The 20,064-nt window shown below is 69.4% G+C and carries 16 protein-coding genes; 12 read left to right on the top strand and 4 right to left on the bottom strand.

Annotated elements, in window-relative coordinates; translation table 11 throughout:
- Positions 1 to 23 precede the first annotated feature (23 nt).
- The 4 genes from MEBOL_RS34120 (at position 24) to MEBOL_RS34105 (ending at position 4,557) form a co-directional block, all read left to right on the top strand.
- Entirely contained in the window at positions 24 to 1,973 is a 1,950-nt protein-coding gene (locus MEBOL_RS34120) for an RICIN domain-containing protein (RefSeq protein ID WP_095981345.1), read from the top strand.
- A 263-nt stretch (positions 1,974 to 2,236) separates the two neighbouring features.
- A complete protein-coding gene (locus MEBOL_RS34115) occupies positions 2,237 to 2,803 on the top strand; it encodes an LOG family protein (RefSeq protein ID WP_095981344.1) in 567 nt (188 codons plus the stop codon).
- Between the two features lie 9 nt (positions 2,804 to 2,812).
- On the top strand, positions 2,813 to 3,922 hold the full coding sequence (locus MEBOL_RS34110) for an isoprenoid biosynthesis enzyme family protein (protein WP_095981343.1): 1,110 nt from the start codon (positions 2,813 to 2,815) through the stop codon (positions 3,920 to 3,922).
- Complete coding sequence (locus tag MEBOL_RS34105) at positions 3,919 to 4,557, top strand: HAD family hydrolase (RefSeq protein ID WP_095981342.1); 639 nt, start codon at positions 3,919 to 3,921, stop codon at positions 4,555 to 4,557. The genes MEBOL_RS34110 and MEBOL_RS34105 overlap by 4 nt, the downstream gene beginning before the upstream one ends.
- Before the next feature lies 1 nt (position 4,558).
- Here MEBOL_RS34105 and MEBOL_RS34100 read toward each other — a convergent pair whose 3' ends face one another.
- Positions 4,559 to 6,022 carry a HAMP domain-containing methyl-accepting chemotaxis protein gene (locus MEBOL_RS34100; protein WP_095981341.1) on the bottom strand — a complete coding sequence of 488 codons (1,464 nt, stop codon included), beginning with the start codon at positions 6,020 to 6,022 and terminating at the stop codon, positions 4,559 to 4,561.
- 157 nt (positions 6,023 to 6,179) lie between these two features.
- Between MEBOL_RS34100 and gloA2 the strand changes: the two genes are divergently transcribed.
- Positions 6,180 to 6,629 (top strand): SMU1112c/YaeR family gloxylase I-like metalloprotein, encoded by a 450-nt coding sequence (gloA2, locus tag MEBOL_RS34095; protein ID WP_095981340.1) that lies wholly within the window; start codon positions 6,180 to 6,182, stop codon positions 6,627 to 6,629.
- Here the strand turns inward: gloA2 and MEBOL_RS34090 are convergent.
- Entirely contained in the window at positions 6,560 to 7,057 is a 498-nt protein-coding gene (locus MEBOL_RS34090; protein WP_095981339.1) for a DNA-binding transcriptional response regulator, read from the bottom strand. The genes gloA2 and MEBOL_RS34090 overlap by 70 nt on opposite strands.
- Before the next feature lie 168 nt (positions 7,058 to 7,225).
- On the opposite strand from MEBOL_RS34090, the gene MEBOL_RS34085 reads away from it, so the two are divergent.
- The 6 genes from MEBOL_RS34085 (at position 7,226) to MEBOL_RS34060 (ending at position 16,792) form a co-directional block, all read left to right on the top strand.
- Positions 7,226 to 9,886 (top strand): alpha-amylase family glycosyl hydrolase, encoded by a 2,661-nt coding sequence (locus MEBOL_RS34085; protein ID WP_095981338.1) that lies wholly within the window; start codon positions 7,226 to 7,228, stop codon positions 9,884 to 9,886.
- A 263-nt stretch (positions 9,887 to 10,149) separates the two neighbouring features.
- Entirely contained in the window at positions 10,150 to 11,661 is a 1,512-nt protein-coding gene (locus tag MEBOL_RS34080) for an OpgD/OpgG family glucan biosynthesis protein (protein ID WP_425437577.1), read from the top strand.
- Positions 11,649 to 12,155 carry a hypothetical protein gene (locus MEBOL_RS34075; RefSeq protein WP_095981336.1) on the top strand — a complete coding sequence of 169 codons (507 nt, stop codon included), beginning with the start codon at positions 11,649 to 11,651 and terminating at the stop codon, positions 12,153 to 12,155. The genes MEBOL_RS34080 and MEBOL_RS34075 overlap by 13 nt, the downstream gene beginning before the upstream one ends.
- An 18-nt stretch (positions 12,156 to 12,173) precedes the next feature.
- Complete coding sequence (mdoH, locus tag MEBOL_RS34070; RefSeq protein ID WP_095981335.1) at positions 12,174 to 14,195, top strand: glucans biosynthesis glucosyltransferase MdoH; 2,022 nt, start codon at positions 12,174 to 12,176, stop codon at positions 14,193 to 14,195.
- A gap of 90 nt (positions 14,196 to 14,285) precedes the next feature.
- Positions 14,286 to 15,659, top strand: coding sequence for an SET domain-containing histone-lysine N-methyltransferase (locus MEBOL_RS34065; RefSeq protein ID WP_095981334.1), 1,374 nt, complete (start codon positions 14,286 to 14,288; stop codon positions 15,657 to 15,659).
- A gap of 167 nt (positions 15,660 to 15,826) precedes the next feature.
- On the top strand, positions 15,827 to 16,792 hold the full coding sequence (locus MEBOL_RS34060) for a Ppx/GppA phosphatase family protein (protein ID WP_095981333.1): 966 nt from the start codon (positions 15,827 to 15,829) through the stop codon (positions 16,790 to 16,792).
- 29 nt (positions 16,793 to 16,821) lie between these two features.
- Here the strand turns inward: MEBOL_RS34060 and MEBOL_RS34055 are convergent, their stop codons facing one another.
- Positions 16,822 to 18,198, bottom strand: a complete 1,377-nt coding sequence (locus MEBOL_RS34055) for a TAXI family TRAP transporter solute-binding subunit (protein ID WP_095981332.1) — start codon at positions 18,196 to 18,198, stop codon at positions 16,822 to 16,824.
- Positions 18,199 to 18,307: 109 nt separating this feature from the next.
- Positions 18,308 to 19,210: a hypothetical protein gene (locus MEBOL_RS34050; RefSeq protein WP_095981331.1), complete on the bottom strand. Its 903-nt coding sequence runs from the start codon at positions 19,208 to 19,210 to the stop codon at positions 18,308 to 18,310.
- Between the two features lie 97 nt (positions 19,211 to 19,307).
- Between MEBOL_RS34050 and MEBOL_RS34045 the strand changes: the two genes are divergently transcribed.
- Entirely contained in the window at positions 19,308 to 20,063 is a 756-nt protein-coding gene (locus tag MEBOL_RS34045) for a thioesterase II family protein (protein ID WP_245919100.1), read from the top strand.
- Position 20,064: the final 1 nt, after the last annotated feature.

The following is a 20,064-nucleotide window of genomic DNA, read 5'->3' as shown; positions in this document are numbered from 1 at the left end:
CCACCCCACGCTCCACCCACTTCATGAAAACCGCCTCGCTCATCGCCCAGCGTCTTCGTGTCTTGTTGCTATGGGGTTTCTGGCTGTTTCCTGGCCTGGTCCACGCGCAATCGGTTTCCAACCCCATCAGTGATCTGGCGGATCCCCATATCACCTTCGCCAACGGCTATTATTACCTGACCGGAACAACGGGACCGACGATTCATCTGCGCCGCTCCCAGACGTTGAATGGCCTGAAGGCGGCGCCCCTCACACAGGTGTATTCCGCCGCCCAGGGCGGCCCCAACCAGTTGGGATGGGCTCCCGAGCTGCACTTCCTGGATGGGAAGTGGTACATCTACTATTCGGCTTTCTACGGCGCGAATGACAGCGATGGAAATGCGCCCCGCGTCTACGTCATCGAGAACGGCTCCGCCGACCCGATGGTGGGCGCCTGGACTCTCAAGGGGTACCTGAAGGCCTCGCCCGATTACTGGGCCATCGATGGAACGGTGATGGTGCTGCGAGGGCAGAAGTACTTCCTCTGGGCGGGCAAGGACACACCCAGTTCCACGCACGGCGCCATCTTCATCTCCAAGATGAGCAATCCCTGGACGCTCACCGGGGGCCGCACCAGGCTCTCCACCCCCGACAACCAGTGGTTCGCCTGGGAGAAGGCAGGCGATTGGGTGAACGAAGGCCCGGAAGTGATGCTGGCCAACGGCAAGGTGTTCGTCACGTACTCGGCCAGCATGTTCTACACGCCCGATTACTGCCTGGGCATGTTCACGATGAACAACGATGCCGATGATCCGATGAATCCCGCCTCGTGGGTGAAGTCGTCCCAGCCGGTGTTCAAGAGGAACAGCGCCACCGCCATCTACGGCCCCGGCCACAACAGCTTCTTCAAATCCCCGGATGGGAAGGAGTTCTGGATGGCGTATCACTCGCGCTCGGACCTGGACAACGGCCCCCGCACCACGAGCGTGAAGAAGATCCACTGGGGCGGCGATGGGATGCCCATCTTCGGAGTGCCTCCGAAGAACGGAGAGAGCCTGCCCGCGCCCTCGGGCGAAGTGGCGCTGCCTTCCGCCGCGCCCATCGCCAACGGGGTGTACCGGCTGGTTCCCCGCAGCAATACCGGCAGCGTCCTGGAGGTCGCGGGGGGGAATCGGGCCGTGGGTTCCCGCGTGCAGCAGTGGCAGTGGCTGGACGGGGACGCGCAGAAGTGGAACATCCAGGCCATCGGCAACGGCTACTACTCCATCACCGCCGTGGCCGGAGGCCTGGCCCTGGAAGTGGAAGGCTGCTCCACCAGTGGCGGAGCCAAGGTGCGTCCGTGGATGGCCAATGGGGCGGCTTGCCAGCAATGGCAGATCGTGGACTCGGGCGGGGGCTTCTTCCGGGTCGTCAACCGCAACAGCGGACTGGTGCTGGACGTGGCGGGCGGCGGTACCGCCAATGGCACGGACATCATCCAGTGGGGCTGGCAGGGAGGAGCGGCGCAGCAATGGCGCTTCGACTCCATGGGCCAGGCCCCGATGCGCAACGACGTCTACGCGATCTTCAACCAGGCCAGCGGGCAGGCGCTGGACGTCGCGGGTTGCTCGGCGGCCAACTCCGCCAAGATCGAGCAGTTCCCGTGGTGGGGTGGAGACTGCCAGCGGTTCCATGTCACGGCCAACGGAGACGGCTCCTTCCGGATCACGCCGCAAAGCAGCGTGGGCAGGGCCCTCGACTTGCCCGGCTGCTCCACGGAAAACCTGGCGCAGATCCAGCAGTATGACTGGCTGAACAATGACTGCCAGAAGTGGTACATCAACCCGGTGGGCAACGGGTACTACAACATCATCTCCAAGCGCAGCGGTCTGGCGTTGGATCTGCCCGGCTGCAGCAATGTGGCTCCCACCCTCCTCCAGCAATACACCTGGCTGAACAACGCCTGCCAGAAGTGGCGCTTCGAGCCCGTGCCGGCCAACAACAGCATCCCCTGAGGGGGCGGCGGCACCGGGCCCCTCCCTCGGCGTTCGCGCGGAGTGAAGCGGCCCGGACCCAGCGCCACACACCGGGCCTTGGCTCCGGCCGAGCGAGGCCCGGCGCCCGCCCAGAAGGCCGGTTTCGCCGGAAAGCACTCCTCGCCCGGAAACGGAGAGATGACCTGTCGCGTCAGCTTCAGGACATGCCCGTTGTGGTTCGGTAGCATTCGGGTAGAAAATTGGGAGGCTCGCCCCCCTCCTGACTCCTTCCCTCCGGACTCATGACGAAATCCGTTTGTGTGTTTTGTGGCTCGGCCCCCGGTGTGCACGAAGAGCACATGAAAGTGGCCTCCTCCCTGGGCTCCCTCCTCGCCGAGCGGGGCATCCAACTGGTGTACGGAGGCGCCCGGGTGGGGTTGATGGGGGCGGTGGCGGACGCGGCGCTCGCGCGGGGAGGCCGCGTCGTCGGCGTGATGCCCCGAGGGCTGGAGCGCTACGAGGTGGCCCACCGGGGACTCACCGAGCTCATCTGGACGGAGGATCTCCACGAGCGCAAGCGCCGCATGGCCGAGCGCGCCGACGCTTTCGTGGTGTTGCCGGGCGGCTATGGCACCCTGGAGGAGGCGCTGGAGATCATCAGCTGGAAGCAGATGCGGATGATCGACAAGCCCATCGTGCTGCTCGACACGCAGGGCTTCTACCAACCGTTCGTGGCGCTCGTCGCGGAGATGAGCCGCCAGGGCTTCGCGCACGCGCGCGCCGACGCCCTCTTCACCGTCACGTCCCGGCTCGAGGACGCCCTTCGTGCGCTGGGGGTGCCCGCTGACCCATTGCCGGAGGGAAATTGAGGTCATGTCATGAATGAACTGGTGCCGCTGCAGTACCCCCAGATGTTCCAGGGCCTCTTCGCGCGCCGGCGCGAGAAGTTCGTGCCGCTCGTCGAGGAGGCACGCAGCGCGCTCCACGCGCTGGCGGTGCCCGAGGCCCTGCGGCCCTTCTACGACACGGTGGTGCGCGACAACGCCCAGCCGTCGTTCATGCTGCTGCCCCTCATGTTCTTGTGCATGGCGGAGGCCTCGGGCGGCATCCAGCCCGTGCACCGCCGCTTCCTGCCGGCGCTCATCCTCAGCATGGAGACGTGCGCCACCGTGGACGACACGGTGGATCGCACGCCCATGCGCTCGGGGCGGCGGACGTTCGCGCTGCGCTTCGGGGAGATCAGCACCACGCCCTTCGTGGGCTCGCTGGTGGCGCTGGCGACCCAGGAGGCCGCGCGCGCGGATCCCCGTCTGCTCGATTGCACCCTGCGCTTGTTCACCGAGCTGTACGCGCTGCAGCTCTGGGAGCGGCAGAACCTCTACCCCACGGAGGGGATGTTCGAGCGGTGGCTCGACAACCGCTACCACGAGAACACGCTGGGGGTGAGCTTCGGGCTGGACACGGCGCTGCTGCTCAACGGGCACGCACCAGCGCCGCTGAGCATGCACCAGGCCTTCGGCCGCATCTTCCAGGACGTGGACGACCTGGTGAACATCCTCGAGGACCGGCGCAGCGAGGGCGAGAACGACGACGTGTTGATGGGCGCGGTGACGCGGCCCCTGCTGGTGACGCTCGCCCGCTACCCCCACCTGCGCGCCGACGTGGCCAACCTGTGGCGGGTCTGCCGGGCCATGACGGGCTCGTCCGCGGTGGCGGTGCACAAGATGCCCGCGCACACCAATCCCACCATCGAACGGCTCTACCGCCCCGTGTACCAGGCCCTGCGCGAGGTGGGCGTGCCCGGCACCGTGAAGCACGTGCTCGCCGACTACCGCACGTGCGTGGAGTCCGCCCCGCCCGCCTTCCGTTCCGCCATCCAGGAGATGACCTACACCTGGGTGGATCGGCTGCGGCGCCGCACGGGCTCCGCGCTCATCACCGAGGAGCAGATCCACGACGCCCTCAAGGGACTGGAGCAGGCGGCATGAAGGGCGCGGTCATCTTCGATCGGGATGGAGTGCTCGCCGAGTTCGACCTGGAGCGCGCGAGCCGGGAGCTGGGGCCGCTGCTGCCCTTCGGGCTCGAACAGCTTGGCGCCCACCTGCGGGAGTGGGCGCCCCGTTCCGGGCGGACCGTCACCTGCGCCGCGAGCGAACGGGCCTTCTGGGACGCGTTCTGGGCGCAGCTCTGCGCCGCGAGGGGCCTGGACGAGACGGTGCGCGACCAGCTGCTGCGCTTCGACCCCCGCCGGACGCTGAAGGCCTTCGCGGACGCGCGCCCGGCGCTCGAACAGGCGCGGCGCCTGGGCTACCGGGTGGGCGTGCTGTCCAACTTCACGTTGATCGATCTGCCGGGCTCGCTGGAGTGGCTGGGCCTGGCGCCGCTCGTGGACGCGTCCTTGTCGGCGGCCATGCTGGGCACCGCCAAGCCCGCGCCCGAGGCCTACCAGGCCATGGCGCGCGCGCTCGGCCAGCGCGTGGAGGACTGCCTCTTCGTCGACGATCGGCCCGAGTGCGTGGAAGGCGCGCGGCGGGTGGGCATGCGCGCCTGGCTGCTGGACAGGCGCGGGCGGGCCCCGGGCGAGGGCCTGCTGCGCGGGCTCGACGAGCTGTTCGCGGCCTGACTCAGGCGGAGGCGCGCGAGTCGAGGATGGCGGTGAGCTGCTGGGACAGCTGCGAGAGCCGGTTGGCCGTCTGCAGCGTCGTCGAGGAGCTGACCTCGGACTGCTGGGCCGTCTGCGCCACCTCGAGGATGGCGATGTTCACCTGCTCCACCGCCGTCGTCTGCTGCTGGGTGCTCAGCTCGATCTCCCGCACCACGTCCAGGTTGGTGCGCACCAGCTCGGAGATGCGGCGGAAGCTGCCGGCCACCTCGGAGAACTGCTTGGCGCTGCTCTGAACGGCCTTGGAGCCGTCCTCGGTGGCCATGATGGTGGTGTTGGAGGCGGCGCGGATTTCATCGATGAGGGCGCGGATGTCCTTGGTGGCGCCGCCCACGCGGTCCGCCAGCTTGCGGATCTCCTCGGCCACCACGGCGAAGCGCCGGCCGTGCTCGCCCGCGCCCGCGCTCTCGATGGTGGCGTTGATGGCGAGGATGTTCGTCTGCTCGGACAGCTCGTTGATGATGTCCAGGATGCCGCCGATCTCCTGCGAGCGCTTGCCCAGCTCCAGCATGTGGGTGACGACGGCGTCCACCTGGCGGCGCACCGCGTCGATGGCCTCCTGGGAGCGCTGCACGGTGTCGTTGCCCTGGCGCGCCGCGCCCGCGGTCTCGTCCGCCACGCGCGACACCTGCTGGGCGCTGGAGGCGATCTGCCGCGAGGTGGACAAGAGTTCCTTGACGGTGGTGGAGATCTCCGTGGTGGCGGAGGCCTGCTCGCGCGCGCCCGTCACCTGCTGGGAGGCCGCCGAGTGCAGCTCCGCCGAGGAGTTCTGCACCTGGGCGATGGCCGTCTGCAGCTTGCGCTCCAGGGTGCGGCCGATGAGCAGCGCGGTCACGACGATGACGACCAGGATGCCGAGCCCGTCGAACCAGAAGAACGTGCCGAAGGCGCTCAGCTCCTCTTCCTGCCGCAGCTCGTTCTTGCTCAGCAGCTTCTCCTCCTCATCGCGCGCCTTCGTCACGGCGTCGCGCACGCGCTCCAGACGCTGGCGGCTCTGGGCATTGCTGGCGGAGGGAGAGTCCACGGAGCCCTGGGCGCGGCGCGCCTCGAGGCTCTCGCTCATCCGCGTGGCTTCCTGGGCGACGAGGTCCTGCAACGACTTGAGGCGCTTCTGCTGCTCGGCATCCGGGGAGACCGACAGGGCGGTGAACTCCGCTTCCAGCGCGTTCTTCGCCTGCTGGAAGGACTCCGCCGAGGCCGCGCTGCCGGAGGTGAGGTAGTCGCGGTGCGCCGCGTCCGCGTCCTTGAAGCTGGCGAGGACGCGCTCCAGTTGCCGAAGCGTCTTCTGACTGGTCGCCACGAGCGCCGCCGCCCCCGAGAAGGTCTGAACGCGGACGCGGGTCAGGAACACGAAGGTTCCGACCATCATCGCCAACAGGATCAAGCCCACCATGAACTGCCGGCCCACGGTCCATCTCGAGAACATCGTCAGGTCTCCTCGGCCGAGAGGAATGCCCCCCCCGGCTCCGCGGCCGCAGTCTACGTGAGCCGCCGACATTCTCCAGGGGGCTCGGAGGGGTCACCCCCTGGTTTCCCCGGGGCTTCCCTGGCTCCTCACCGCGCGTCCTGTCAGGCTGAGGGGCATGACACCGCTGCTGCCCGCCCTCCACCATGTCGCCTTGATCTGCTCGGACTACGCGCGCTCCAAGGCGTTCTACAGCGAGCTCTTGGGCCTGCGAATCATCCGGGAGGTGTACCGGGAGGCGCGCGACTCGTGGAAGCTGGATCTGGAGGTCAGCCCGGGCGTGCAGTTGGAGCTGTTCTCCTTTCCCAACCCGCCACCGCGCCCGACCCGGCCCGAGGCGCGGGGCCTGCGCCACCTGGCGTTCGCCGTGCCAGATGTCGACGCCGTGGTGGTGGAACTGGGCCGGCGCGGCGTGGCCACCGAACCCATCCGGGTGGACGAGTATACGGGCAAGCGCTTCACCTTCTTCGCCGACCCGGACGGCCTGCCGCTGGAGCTCTACGAAGTGACGGAGGTCTCCACCATCGACACCGCCGTGGCGCGCACGTCCTCCACGGAGAAGTCCTGATCGAGCACGACGCCGCCGGGGATGCGCGCCATCCGCGCCCGCAGCTTCGCGTTGGTGAAGGCGCTCACCAGGAGCACGGGGACATGTGGATGCGCCGCGCACCAGCGCGCGAGCAGGTCCAGTCCCGAGTCCCCCAACATCCGCGCGTTGCAGATGAGCAGCTCCACGTCGGAGCCCCGCCGTGGAACCAGCCCCTCGGAGAGCCACTGGAGCGCGCCTCGCGCGTCCTCCAGCATGCCCACCTCGAAGCGCTCCTGGACCAGCCGCTCCTGGAGGAAGTGGCCGCGCTCGCGCAGGTTCTCCATCACCACGACACGCGGCACCGCGCCCCCCAGCTGATCCCGACGCGATCGCCGATCACCTCGCGAGCCCGTGTTCGAGGAGTCTTTGTGCTGCGCTGACACCGGAGGAGTGTGCGTGACGGCCATGGAGTCCTTCCATGAATCGATTTAGCAGAATTCGTGCCGTTGCGTGCCAGGTATCTTCCCACGAGGCGCGCGAGGAAGGACACCCTTATTTACGGGAGCCTGACGCAAGGGGTGCGGCGTGGAAGAACGCCGCATGGGGCGTTTCGCCACGGGCGTAGGCTGGGCGCCATGCACTCCCGAGCCTCGAAGCGGCTGTTTCCCGTGTGGGTGGCTGTGATCCTCGCCTGCCGGTCCGACCCCGATCCCTCTCCGCCGCCCACGCCGCCTCCCTCCGAGGAGCCCCAGCCCCCCGCCCCGCCGCCCGAGGACCTGTTGCAGGTGCCCTCTCCGGACTGGCGGGATCAGATCCTGTACTTCGTCATGACGGACCGGTTTGCCAATGGGGACCCCGCCAATGATGACCAGGGAGCGGGTGAGTTCGGCCCGGCGGATGGGGCGCGCTACAGCGGAGGGGACCTGAAGGGGCTGCTCGGGCGGCTCGACTACATCCAGGGCCTGGGCGCCACGGCCGTGTGGATCACCCCGCCCGTGGCCAACCAGTGGTGGGACCCGCTCGTGAACTACGGCGGCTACCACGGCTACTGGGCGCGGGACTTCACCCGGGTGGATGCGCATCTGGGCACGCTCGAGGACTACCAGCGCCTGTCCCGGGGTCTGCACGGCCGGGGCATGTACCTGGTGCAGGACATCGTCCTCAACCACATGGCCAACTGCTTCACCTACACCCAGTACGACCCTTCGGACGTGTCGGCCCACGTGCGGCTCAACACCGGCGCGAAGCCCGCGTGCGGCCCCTCACAGGCCGCGTTCCAGCAGTGGGATCCGACGAATCCCGCCCACCGGCAGGCGAACCTCTTCCATTGGACGCCCTCCATCCGCGACTACGGGGTGCGCGACCAGGAGCTGAACTGGCAGTTGTCCGACCTGGACGATCTCAACACCGAGAACCCGGCCGTGCTCGCGGCGCTCAAGGACAGCTACACGCATTGGATCCGCGAGGCGGGCGTGGATGGCTTCCGCGTGGACACCGCCTTCTACGTGCCCCAGGCCACCTTCAAGGACTTCCTGTACTCGACGGACGAGGCCCACCCGGGCGTGCTCCCGGTGGCCAGGAGCCTGGGCAAGGCGGACTTCCTCGCGTTCGGCGAGGGCTACGCCACCGACAAGCCCTTCGAGGACACGGCGTCGCGGAAGATCGCCTCGTACATGACGGAGGAGTCCACGGGCGAGCCGCTGCTGCCGGGCATGATCCACTTCCCGCTCTACGCCACCTCGGGGGACGTCTTCGCCCGGGGACGGCCCACCGCGCAGCTCGCGCACCGGCTGGAGCACTCGCGCGAGGTGTTCGCGCGACCACACCTGATGCCCACCATCCTGGACAACCACGACGTGGATCGCTTCCTCAAGGGAGGCTCGGAGGCGGCGCTGCGCCAGGCCCTGCTCTTCATGATGACGGTGCCGGGCATCCCCGTCCTCTATTACGGCACCGAGCAGGGATTCACCGAGCAGCGCGGCGCCATGTTCCAGGCGGGCTTCGGCTCCGGGGGAAGGGATCGCTTCGACACCTCGGCGCCGCTGTACGGCCTCATCCGCGAGCTGACGGCGCTGCGCAAGGCCCACGCCGTCTTCCGCCGGGGCACGCCCACGGTGCTGCGGCACAACGAGGTGCGCGCGGGTGTGTTCGCCTACCAGATGGAGCACGAGGGGCAGGTGGCCTTCGTCATCTTCAACACCGCGGACGAGCGGATGCTGCTGGACAACCTGCCCACGGGCCTGCCCGAGGGACGCGTGCTCGAGCTGGGCGCGGGCCTGGACCCCGAGGCCGAAGCGGTCCAGGTGGGCCCGGGCGGACGGCTCTCGCTGAACCTCCCTCCGCGCGCGGCCCGCGTCTTCCTGCCCTCGGACCAGACGCGCCCCGTGACGCCGGAGCCCGCGCGCGTCACCGTCACCCAGGCGAGTGGCGGCACCGTGCCCGGGGACTTCGAGCTGTCCGGCAGCGCGGTGGGCGTGTCCTCCTTCCAATGGGTGGTGGACGGGGCACTCGCGCGGACGCAGCCGGTGACGGTGAAACCCGATGGCACCTGGAGCACCCGCGTGAGCACCACCGGCATGGTGGACGCATCCCTCCAGCACTCGCTCGTGGCGTGGGCCGGAGACGCCCGCGTGCTCTCCGGCACGTGGACCTTCCGCGTGTCCCGCGTCTTCACGCCGCTGCTCACCCACGAGGACCCCGAGGGCGATGACGTGGGCCCCTCGGGCACCTACCACTACCCCACCGACTCGAGCTGGGGTGACAACCACCAGGGAGACCTGCGTCGCGTCACCCTGCTGGGCTCGGACACGGTGCTGCGGATCGCCCTCCAGACGAAGACCGTCACCACCGTGTGGAACCCCCAGAACGGCTTCGACCACGTGGCCTTCACCGTCTTCCTCGACGTGCCCGGCCGCACGGGCCTCACGGTGATGCCGCAGCAGAACGCCTCGCTGCCCACGGGCATGGACTGGGACTACCGCCTGCGCGTCCACGGCTGGTCCAACACCCTGTTCGATACCCGGGGCGCCTCGGCCACCCAGGAAGGCACCCCCCTGAGCCCCACCGCCTCCCTCTCCGTGGACAAGGCCGCGAACACCGTCGTGCTCACCGTGTCGGGCGAGGCGCTCGACGGACTCACGGACCTGCGGGGCGTCAAGGTGTACGTCACGACGTGGGACTACGACATGGGCTACCGGCGCCTGGTCCCTTCTCCGGCCGAATGGGAGTTCTGGGGTGCCGACGGCACCACCTCGCCGCTCGTGTTGGACGACACGCCCCTACTCGTCATCCCCTGAACACTGTGGAGCAAAGGGACAGGGCCTGTTCCCGTCCTGTTCCCATGCTCCCCACCCCCCTTGTTCCCCGGCTCCCCACCCGTCCGACCAGCCTCACGCCAAGTGCGTGAAATCGTTTGCCCAGCAACAGTCATCCCCGCTGAGAGGCGGAGAAACCCGCGAAATTCCTGGAGACCTGGAGGAAGCAGCTCGGCTGGCACGCGGGCTGCTTAACCCCGGCCGGTGTCGAGCCACCGACACCCTTTTCCAGGAGGAGCGCCGGAGTGAAGTCAACGATGTGGGCGCGAAGCGCCTGTGCACTCGGGATGATGTGGACGCTGGTGGCCTGTGCCGGACCCCGCACCGCCGCCTCCTCCTTCGGCCCGGACACCGTGCGCGAGCGGGCGCGGAAGCTGGCCCTCGAGCCCTACCAGAAGCCCGTGGCCTCGCTCCCGCCGGCCTACGCGCAGCTCACGTATGACCAGTACCGCGACATCCGCTTCCGCCCGGAGAAGGCGCGGTGGCGCGACGCGGAGCTGCCCTTCCAGGCGCAGTTCTTCGCCCCGGGCTTCTTCTATACGTCGCCCATTCCGATGCACGAGGTGGACGCGGGCCGCGCGGAGCCGATCCGCTTCTCGCCCGAGCTCTTCAGCTACGGACCGCTGGTGAAGGGGCTGCCGGACTCGCCCATCGCGGGCTTCGCGGGCTTCCGGCTGTCCCATCCGCTCAACCGGGCGGAGTACTTCGACGAGCTGGTGGTCTTCCTCGGGGCCAGCTACTTCCGGGCCCTGGGGCGCGGCAACGTGTACGGGCTGTCGGCGCGGGGGCTGGCGATCGACACCGCGCTGCCCGAGGGCGAGGAGTTCCCCCACTTCCGCGAGTTCTGGATGGAGAAGCCGGCGCCGGGCGCGGATCGCGTCGTGGTGCACGCGCTGATGGACAGCCCGAGCGTCACGGGGGCCTACCGCTTCGTCATCATCCCGGGCGAGCGCACGGTAATGGAGGTGGAGGCGCAGCTGCACGCGCGCAAGGCGGTGAAGCGGCTGGGCGTGGCGCCGCTCACCAGCATGTACCTCTTCGGCGAGAACGACCGGGGCACCCTCGACGACTTCCGGCCCGAGGTGCACGACTCGGACGGGCTCGTGTTGTGGATGAAGAACGGCGAGCACCTGTGGCGCCCGCTGCAGAACCCCGCCCACCTGAGCGTGTCCAGCTTCCAGGTGGAGGGCCTGCGCGGCTTCGGCCTGATGCAGCGCGACCAGGACTTCCGCGACTATGAGGACCTGGAAGCGCGCTACGACAAGCGCCCGAGCGTCTGGGTGGAGCCGGTGGGCGACTGGGGCCGGGGCGCGGTGCAGCTGGTGGAGATCCCCACGCACCAGGAGATCGACGACAACATCGTCGCCTACTGGGTGCCCGAGAAGCCCTTCACGGCGGGGGCGGAGCTGCGCCTGGCCTGGAAGCTGACCTGGGGCAGCGGCTCGCCCGAGAAGCCCCGCGAGGCCCTCACCACCGCCACGCGCATCGCCCAGGGCAGCACGCCCGGAGCCCGGCGCTTCGTCCTCGACTTCTCGCGCGGCGAAGGCGCGGAGCTCCAGGCGCCGGTGGAGGCCGTGGTCACCACCTCCTCGGGCCGCGTCCTGCTGCCCACCGCCCAGCGCAACGAGGCCACCGGCGGCTGGCGCGCCACCTTCGAGCTGGTGCCGGAGGGAAACACCCCGGCCGAGCTGCGCTGCTTCCTTCGTAGCGGATCCCAAACCCTTACCGAGACCTGGAGCTACCCGTGGACACCGTGATGACGCAGACCTTCACCGCCCCCTCCTCCCCGTCCGGCTACTCCCTCCACGCCGAGACGCGCGTGGCGCTCGACTCCTTCTTCCGCACCTTCGGCTTCACCTCGGACGAGGATCTGGCGCGTCTGGCCACGTGGGCGCTCGACATGAGGAGCGTGAATCCCCGCGAGGCCGTGGCCATCGCCCGGGCGCGCATGGAGGCGTGGCTGACGGCGGTGCTCGGCCCGGCGCACGCGGGAAGCGGCTCGCCGCTGGCCCGGGGCCGCGCGGCGTTCGTGCTGTGCGATGGAGCGAACTGGGGCGCGCGGGTCATCACGATGGGGCCGGGTGCGCTGTCGCTCGAGCAGACGCGGGCGCTGAGGACGTCGGTGCCGGTGCCCGCGCCGCGGCCGATGCCCACGACGATGCCCGAGCAGCAGGTGGTGCTCTCGCCCCTGGGTGAGCTCTTCCGCCGCTGGTGGCGCGCGGGCGAGCCCGGCGTCTCCGTTTCCCGCTAGCACCCCACCGGAGCTTCCATGCACGCGCATTCCTTCTCACCCGCGACGGCCGGGCTCCGGCGGGCGGGAGTCCTCGTTCCCGCCGCGCTGTCCACGCTCGCCGCGACGTGGGAGATGTCGCGGCTGTTGAGCGTCCATGGCACCTCCGTCTCCGAGTGGGCGATGCTCGGGCTCTTCACCCTGTGCTTCGCCTGGATCGCCCTCTCCTTCTGGGCGGCGGTGGCGGGCTTCCTCCAGCTCGCGTCCGGAAAGAGGCCGCCGGGGTTGCGCTGGCCGGAGGCCGGGGAAGAAGAGGCGCCGCTCACGCGCCGCACCGCGGTGGTGATGCCCATCCACAACGAGGATCCCGCCTCGGTCTTCGCGAACCTGCAGGCCACCTATGAGTCCGTGGTGGCCACGGGGCGGCTGGAGTCCTTCGACTTCTATGTGCTGAGCGACTCCACGCGCTCGGAGGCGTGGGTGGCCGAGGAGCTGGCATGGGCGGACCTGTGCCGCCGCGTGGGCGGCCAGGGGCGCATCTTCTACCGCCGGCGCTCGGACAACACGGGCAAGAAGGCGGGCAACCTGGCGGACTTCTGCGAGCGCTGGGGCCGCCGCTACGACTTCATGGTGGTGCTGGACGCCGACAGCCTCATGGCGGGCGACACGCTGGTGCGCATGGCGCGGCTCATGGAGCTCAACCCGCGCGTGGGCATCCTCCAGGCGCCGCCCCTGTGCGTGGGGAGCACCACGCTCTTCGCCCGGCTGCAGCAGTTCGCGGGCCGCGTGTACGGGCCGGTGGTGGCCGCGGGTTCCGCGGCTTGGCAACTGGGCGAGTCCAACTACTGGGGCCACAACGCCATCCTGCGCGTGGCGGCCTTCACCGAGCACTGTGGGCTGCCGGTGCTGCCGGGACAGCAGCCCTTTGGCGGCCACATCCTCAGCCACGACTTCGTGGAGGCGGCGCTGATGCGGCGCGCGGGCTACACGGTGTGGCTGGTGCCGGAGCTGGGCGGCAGCTACGAGCAGAGCCCGCCCCACCTGCTCGCGTACGCGCAGCGGGACCGGCGCTGGTGCCAAGGCAACCTGCAGCACCTGCGGCTGGTGCTGGCGGGCGGACTGCACCCATCGAGCCGAGGGCACTTCCTCATGGGCGTCATGTCCTACGTGGCCTCGCCCCTGTGGCTGCTGTTCCTCGGTGCGGGACTCGCGGCGGCGCTGAGCGATCGCTTCCTGGGGACGGACGAGCTGCTGGAGCAGTTCGCCCCCTTCGCCGATGAAGCCGACTTCGACACGCAGGGCGCGCTGCGGCTGATGACGGTGTCCCTGGGCATGCTGATGCTGCCCAAGGTGTTCGGGCTCGTGCTCGCGCTGGTGGACCGGGAGCAGGCGGCGCGCATGGGTGGCCGGGCGCGGCTGGTGCTGAGCATGCTCGTGGAGAGCGCCGTGTCCACGCTGCTCGCGCCGGTGATGATGCTCTTCCAGTCCCACTTCGTCTTCGGGACGATCCTCGGCTACCGGGTGTCCTGGTCGAGCCAGCAGCGGGACGACGAGGCCCTGCCGTGGGCGGAGGCGGCGCGGCGCCACGCGGTGCACACCGCCGTGGGCGTGGGCGTGGCGGCCCTGGCGTTCGCGATCAACCCGGGGCTCTTGTGGTGGCTGGCGCCGGTGGTGGCGGGACTGCTGCTGTCCATTCCCCTGTCCGTGTGGACGTCGCGCGCGTCCCTGGGTGCATGGGCCTCGCGACTCGGCCTGTTCCTCATCCCCGAGGAGTCCGAGCCCCCCGAGGTCCTGACCCGGGCCCAGGAGCTCGCCGCGCGCGAGATGGAGCCGGTGGAGGACGGGCTGGAGCGGGTGTTGAAGGATGCCCGCGCGCATGCGCTGCACCTGGCCCTGCTGGAGTCCTCGCCGGGCGCGGAGCTCTCCTCGCCCATGCTCGACTCGGCCCGCCGCAAGCTGTTCGAGGGCGCCGCGTCGCAGCTCTCCGCGCAGGAAAAGGCGGCGGTACTGTTGGACGCGGACACGCTCGTGGAGGCACGCAGCCGGTACGCGGACGCCTGAGTCCGAAGAACGATTCCGAGGAGAGTTAGCCGAGGAGGGGTAGACGAAGCGTGCCCCTCGAAGCCCGGTCTGGAGTAGCCTCCGGGTCCCATGAGCGCTCCCTCTTCGACCTCCCCCACGCCTTCTGACTTGAGGACTTCCGCCGAGGCCTCGGAGCAGAAGCTGTCGAACCTGCTGCGCTGGCTCGAGGCGGGCGGCGCCCACTTTCCGAAGCTGCGCGTCGTGCGCCAGGAGAACGGAGAACGCTCCGTGATCGCCCAGACGGACATCGCTCCGGGCGAGGTGGTGCTCCAGGTGCCCCGCTCGCACATGCTGACCCTGGAGCTCGCGCGCACGTCGGAGATCGGCCGCCGCATCCAGTCCGAACTCAACCCGGACAACGAGGACCTATACCTGGCCTCCTTCCTCCTCCAGGAGCGGCACCAGGAGGGCTCCTTCTGGACGCCGTTCCTCGACAGCCTGCCCGAGGCCTTCCCTCACCTCCCCCTCTTCTATGGAGAGGCCGAGCGCACCCAGCTCAAGGGCTCGCTGGAGCTGACGCTGCTGGAGTTCCAGGCCCAGTCGCTCCAGAACGACTACCAGCAGCTGCGCGAGAAGATCCCCGGCTACGAGCGCTTCACACTCGATGAGTTCGTCTGGGCGCGGCTGTCGGTCTCCTCGCGGCTGTTCGGCGTGAAGAAGGGCGGCCTGTTGGGTCCGTGCCTCGTGCCGCTGGCGGACATGCTCAACCACCGTCGGCCGCCGGACGTGCTCTGGGAGACCTCGGAGGATGGACGCTTCTTCGAGATGACGGCGCAGAACGCCGTGGCCACGGGCGACGAGGTCCATGACAGCTACGGCGCCAAGAGCAACGATCTGATGTTGTTGCACTTCGGCTTCGTGACCGAGCGCAACGAGCAGGATGAGATCTTCCTCTCCCTGGGCATTCCCGAGGGCGACGCGCTGGCCGCCATGAAGCAGTCCCTGCTGGCACTCCCCTCGCCCACGACGCCGAGGCCCTTCAAGGTTCCGCGCCAGCTGGACCACGCGTCCACCCAGCTGATGTTCTCCTTCCTGCGCATCGCCCACGCGACGCCCGAGGAGATCATGATCCTCGCCAACCGGCTCATCGGAGGCGCGAAGACCATCGAGCCCCTGGGCGTGGCGAACGAGGCGCGGGTGCTCGGCGCCCTGGCCGCGGCGTGCGAGGCCCGGCTCGCCGGGTTCGACACCTCCTTCGAGGAAGACGAGCGGGTGCTGCGCGAGGACACGCTGGCGCCCAACGCACGCAACTGCGTCCTCCTCCGGCGCGAGGAGAAGCGGTTGCTGCGCGACTACCTCGCGCTCTCCCAGACGGGCCAGGAACTACTGCGGCTGCCTCGCGAGGAGTTCGAGCAGCGGGCCGCGAGTCCCCACACGCCATGGGGCTGGATCGACGGCTACGCGCGCCAAGCCTTGCTGGAGCTCGTCCGCCGCGCCCCATGACACCGAGCGCCTGGACGCTCGCCCGGTAGGAGCCCGGGGAGGCCATCGACGGCCGCTTTGAAAACTTTGGGTGAACAGCGTTGTTCCGCCACGGCGCTGTCACAAAGCCCTTCTAGCTTGAGGTTCGAGCAGAGCGCTGCCCCCTCTCACCCAAGGGTTCGCCGACCATGGCTACTTCGACCTCCCGGTCCGTCTTCGCCGCCATCGATGTGGGAACCAACGCGGCCCGCCTGGAACTGGCCCGCTTCGGAGCCAACGGTGCGTTGGAGACCTTCCTGAAGGAGCGGGATGCCATCCGTCCGGGAGAGGGCGTCTTCACGCACGGGGTGATGCCCCGGGAGACGGCGGATCGGCTGGTGGGCACGCTGCGACGCTATGCGTCATTGTGCCGGCGCCACGACGCCCGGGTGCGAGCGGTGGCCACCAGCGCCATGCGCGAGGCGGGCAACCGGATGGAGATCCTCCAGCGGGTGCGCACCGAGACGGGGCTGGACCTGGAGGTGATCAGCGGCCAGGAAGAGGCGCGGCTCATCTGCCAGGGCGTGCTGAACCGCGTGCCCCCGCGCACGCGCTCGATGGTGATGGACCTGGGAGGAGGCTCCACCGAGGTCGTTCTCGCCACGGGCCAGCGGCCCGATGCGCTGTGGAGTCTGCCCCTGGGTGCGGTGCGCCTGACGGAGCTGTTCGACACCGTGGGCGAGGTGAAGCCCACGCGGCTGCGGCAGGTGCGCGGCTTCGTGGAGGAGCGGTTGTCCACGGCCTTCCCCTGCTCGCTCGAGGATTCGCCGCGGGTGGCACTGGGCTCCTCGGGGACGATCCGGGCCGTGGTGCGCTTCGCGGCCGGGGGCGATTCACATGCGACCCTGGGCCAGCTCTCGTGTGCCGTGGAGGTGCTCGCCGGGATGTCGCCGGCCCAGCGGCGCGAGCACTTCGAGCCCCGGCGCGCGGACATCATCGTCGCGGGCGCCATCCTGCTGGAGCAGAGCGCGCGGCACCTCGGACTGGAGGGCATCACCGCCGTGAAGCGGGGGCTGCGCGACGGATTGCTCGCGGAGCTGTCCTCGTCGCACCGGAATGCCGCGCCACTCCCGAGCCCGTGCCCCGCGTTCCTCGAGACGCTCGCGGTGGGCTAGCCAGACGATTTCAGAAGACGCCGCGGACCTCATATCACCAGCGACACGCCGACGGCCGGGGCCTCCGAGGACCCGGTCAGCCGCCGGACAATGCGTCGGCGTACGATGTCGATGTGCTCGCGGAAGAAGTACAGGTTCTCCGCGTACGCGAGCGGGATGGGGATGTGATTCACCGCGTGCTCGGCCTCGTCGAGTCGCTTGAGCATCTCCTCCAGCTGGGACCGCTCGGGGCTCTCCTCCAATTGGATCTCGATCTCCTTGAGGCGCGCGTACCAGCGGAAGATGCGCGAGCGCACCCGCCACTGGTACAGCGCGGGCACCGCCCGGCCCAGGGGCACGAGCACGGCGATGATGGGCACGAGCATCAGCCAGAGCCGGTCCACCAGATTGGCCGCCCAGAACGGCAGGTAGCGTTGCAGGAAGGGCGTGCCGGACTGGTAGTAGCGGCGCGCCTCACTGCTCAAGGGAGGGTCGGCCACGAGCGCCGTGGGGAACTCGCCGGCGCGATCCAACAGCCCCGGCCCCCCATGCACCTCGCTCGCGGCGCGCAACAACAGATAGGCGAGCGCCGGGTGGAGCGAGTCGCGGGCCACCAGGTTCGCCGTGGGCGCGAGCAGCACCACGTCCCGCTCGGGCACGTCCGCCGCGAGGTTGAGCACCCCTCGCGGCAGCACCAGCCGGGACAGGTAGGGGTAGCGGCGGACATAGGCCTCGCCCCGCGCGAAGCTGAGCAGCCGCAGACCGGGCTCCGCGGCGAGCTTCTGCAGGAAGGGGGCCTCGGCGGCGGCGACGAGGAACACCGCGTCGAGCTCGCCGCGCTTGAGCCTCGCGAGGGCGTCGTCGCGCTCGAGGGACAACAATTCCGTGGGGGCCTTCTCCACGCCGTTGGCCTTGAGCAGCGTGAGGGCCAGGGCATAGGTGCCGCTCTCGATGGAGCCCACCGCGATGCGCTTGCCACCCAACCCGCGCACGTCGTCGATGGGCTCGCCCCGGTAGAAGATCCACAGGGGAATGTGGGTGAGCCCGCCGAGCGAGACGATGCGCGCCGCCGTGTCGCTTCCCTTGTCGCTTCCCGCGGAGGAACCGCTCTGCACGAACGCCACGTCCACCCCGCTCTGCTCCTGCGCGAGCAGGTCCAGGCTGGTGCGCGAGCCCTTCGTGCCACGGATCTCCAACGTGACGCCATGGCGCGCGAGGATGTCCTTGTACCTCCGGGCGAAGTAGTTGAAGCCGCCTTCGTCCTGGGCCGCCGCGAGCACGAGCGTCTTGGGTGGCGCGGGCTTGATGAAATAGAGAGTGACGGCGAACGCCGCGCCAACGAGCAGGATCGAGGGGACGAGGACGATCCACAGATCGCGGCGCAGCGCGCGACGGAGTTGTTCCTTGAAGCGGTCCTTCTTCGCCATGAGGGGCGCGGATAGCGAAGTCCCGGACCCCCGACAAGGACGGAACTTCCCAGCCAGGGCCCTCAGCGCCCTACATCAGGGTTCCACCCCTCCTTCCACCCACGCAGCCTCAGAGCGCCAGCCCGATCGACACGTAGGGACCCGGCAGCACATCCCGGTGGACGACCCCATCCACCTGGCCGGCATCATCCAGCACCAGCATGCGCATGCCGCCGCGCAGGGCGACCACGTTGCCGAGGACGTACCAGGCGACTCCCCCCGCCGCGTCGAGCTGGCGGTAGGGCACCGGGGTGACGTGGACGCGGCCCTCCAACGCCAGGGAATCCAGCAGGTACAACTCCGAGGACAGGCCCAGGCTGGGACCCACGAACGTGACGTCGGGCGCCTTGGCGATGGACAACCCGCCCTCCATCCGCAGCCGCCCGTTCTGGCCCTTGAGCGCGGCCCAGGACATGTGCATGCCCACCACGGAGATCTTGTCCTCGCCCTGGGTCCCGTCATCCGTCCGCAGCGTCAGGCCGCTCACGCGAAACATCGCACCCACCTCCTCCCCCTCCACACCGACATGGAGGCCCGCGGCGCTGCCCCCGCGCAGGACTTGCGTGTCGAAGCCGAACAGGAAGTTCTTGGAGCGGCGCGCCGTGTACTCCGTGGACCCATACGCGGGAGCCGGAGCGAGCACGTACGCCGGAGCCGGGACGGGCTGCGTGTAATAGACCTCGACGCCCGTGTCATAGGGCTCCTGGTAGTCACTCCGCGACGGCGGCGGACGGGATTCGCGCCGGCGGGACGGCTCGGAGCGGCGGGAAGGCGTGGAGCGGGTCACCGGGCTGGACGCGTGCTCCCTGCCCTCTTTCACGGCGGAGGCATCGTGCGTGTCCGAGTCCCGCTTCTCCTCCCGCTTCGAGGATTCGGGCGGGGAGCTCTTGCCAAAACGAGCCTCGGCCTGGAAAGCGGTCAACACGAAGCCAGCGAGCAGGGCGGACGACAGGGCACGGAGGGAGCGGTGCATGGGCGACCTCGGGAGAGCGAACGGCTCGGGGTCCTGGACGGCCCGGCGGCCCACAAATTCAAGGAAAACGGAACGAAATCAGGTATCCATCAGTCCCGTGAACCGTTCTCCCCATCCCTGGTTTCCCTTCCGTCAGCCCAACCCCCAGGCACGCCTGAGGCTCTTCTGCTTTCCGTACGCGGGCGGAGGCGCCTCCGTCTACAGCAACTGGAGCGCGGCCCTTCCCTCGAGCATCGAACTGGTGGCCGTCCAACTTCCGGGCCGTGAGCGGCGCATCCTGGAAAAGCCCATCCGGACCATTCCCTCGATGCTGGACGCGCTCGAGCCGGAGCTGGAGCCCCTGCTGGACAAGCCCTTCGTCCTGCTGGGCTACAGCATGGGCACGCGCATCGCCCTGGCGCTCGCGCAGCGCAGGCACGAGCGGTGCGCGAAGATGCCGCTCGGCCTGGTGATGGCCGCCACCGGCGTGCCCCACCGGCAGCGCCTGTCCCGGGAGAACCTGAGCGAAGCAGACTTCATCGCGCTGCTGCGCGCGTACGAGGGCACCCCGCCCGAGCTCTTCGCCCACAAGGAGCTCATGGACATGGTGCTTCCGTCCCTGCGCGCCGACTTCGCCATCGCGGACACCGTGCTGCCCCCGACGCCGGTGGGCTGCCCCATCGTGGCCTATGGCGGCCTGGATGACCCGCATGCACCGCTCGATGATCTCGAGCGCTGGAGCGAGCTGACGACGAGCGACTTCCGCTCGCGCCACTTCCCCGGCAAGCACTTCTTCCTGCGCACCGCCCGCGAGGCCATGCTGGCGGCCCTGCGCGAGGATTTGACTCGCTGGGCGCCCGACCTCGTCGCCTGAG

Source organism: Melittangium boletus DSM 14713 (assembly GCF_002305855.1).
In the GTDB taxonomy this organism is placed as follows: Bacteria; Myxococcota; Myxococcia; order Myxococcales; family Myxococcaceae; genus Cystobacter; species Cystobacter boletus.
Note: the sequence above shows the minus strand (reverse complement) of the source record. Positions and strands in the feature narration are given on the sequence as shown.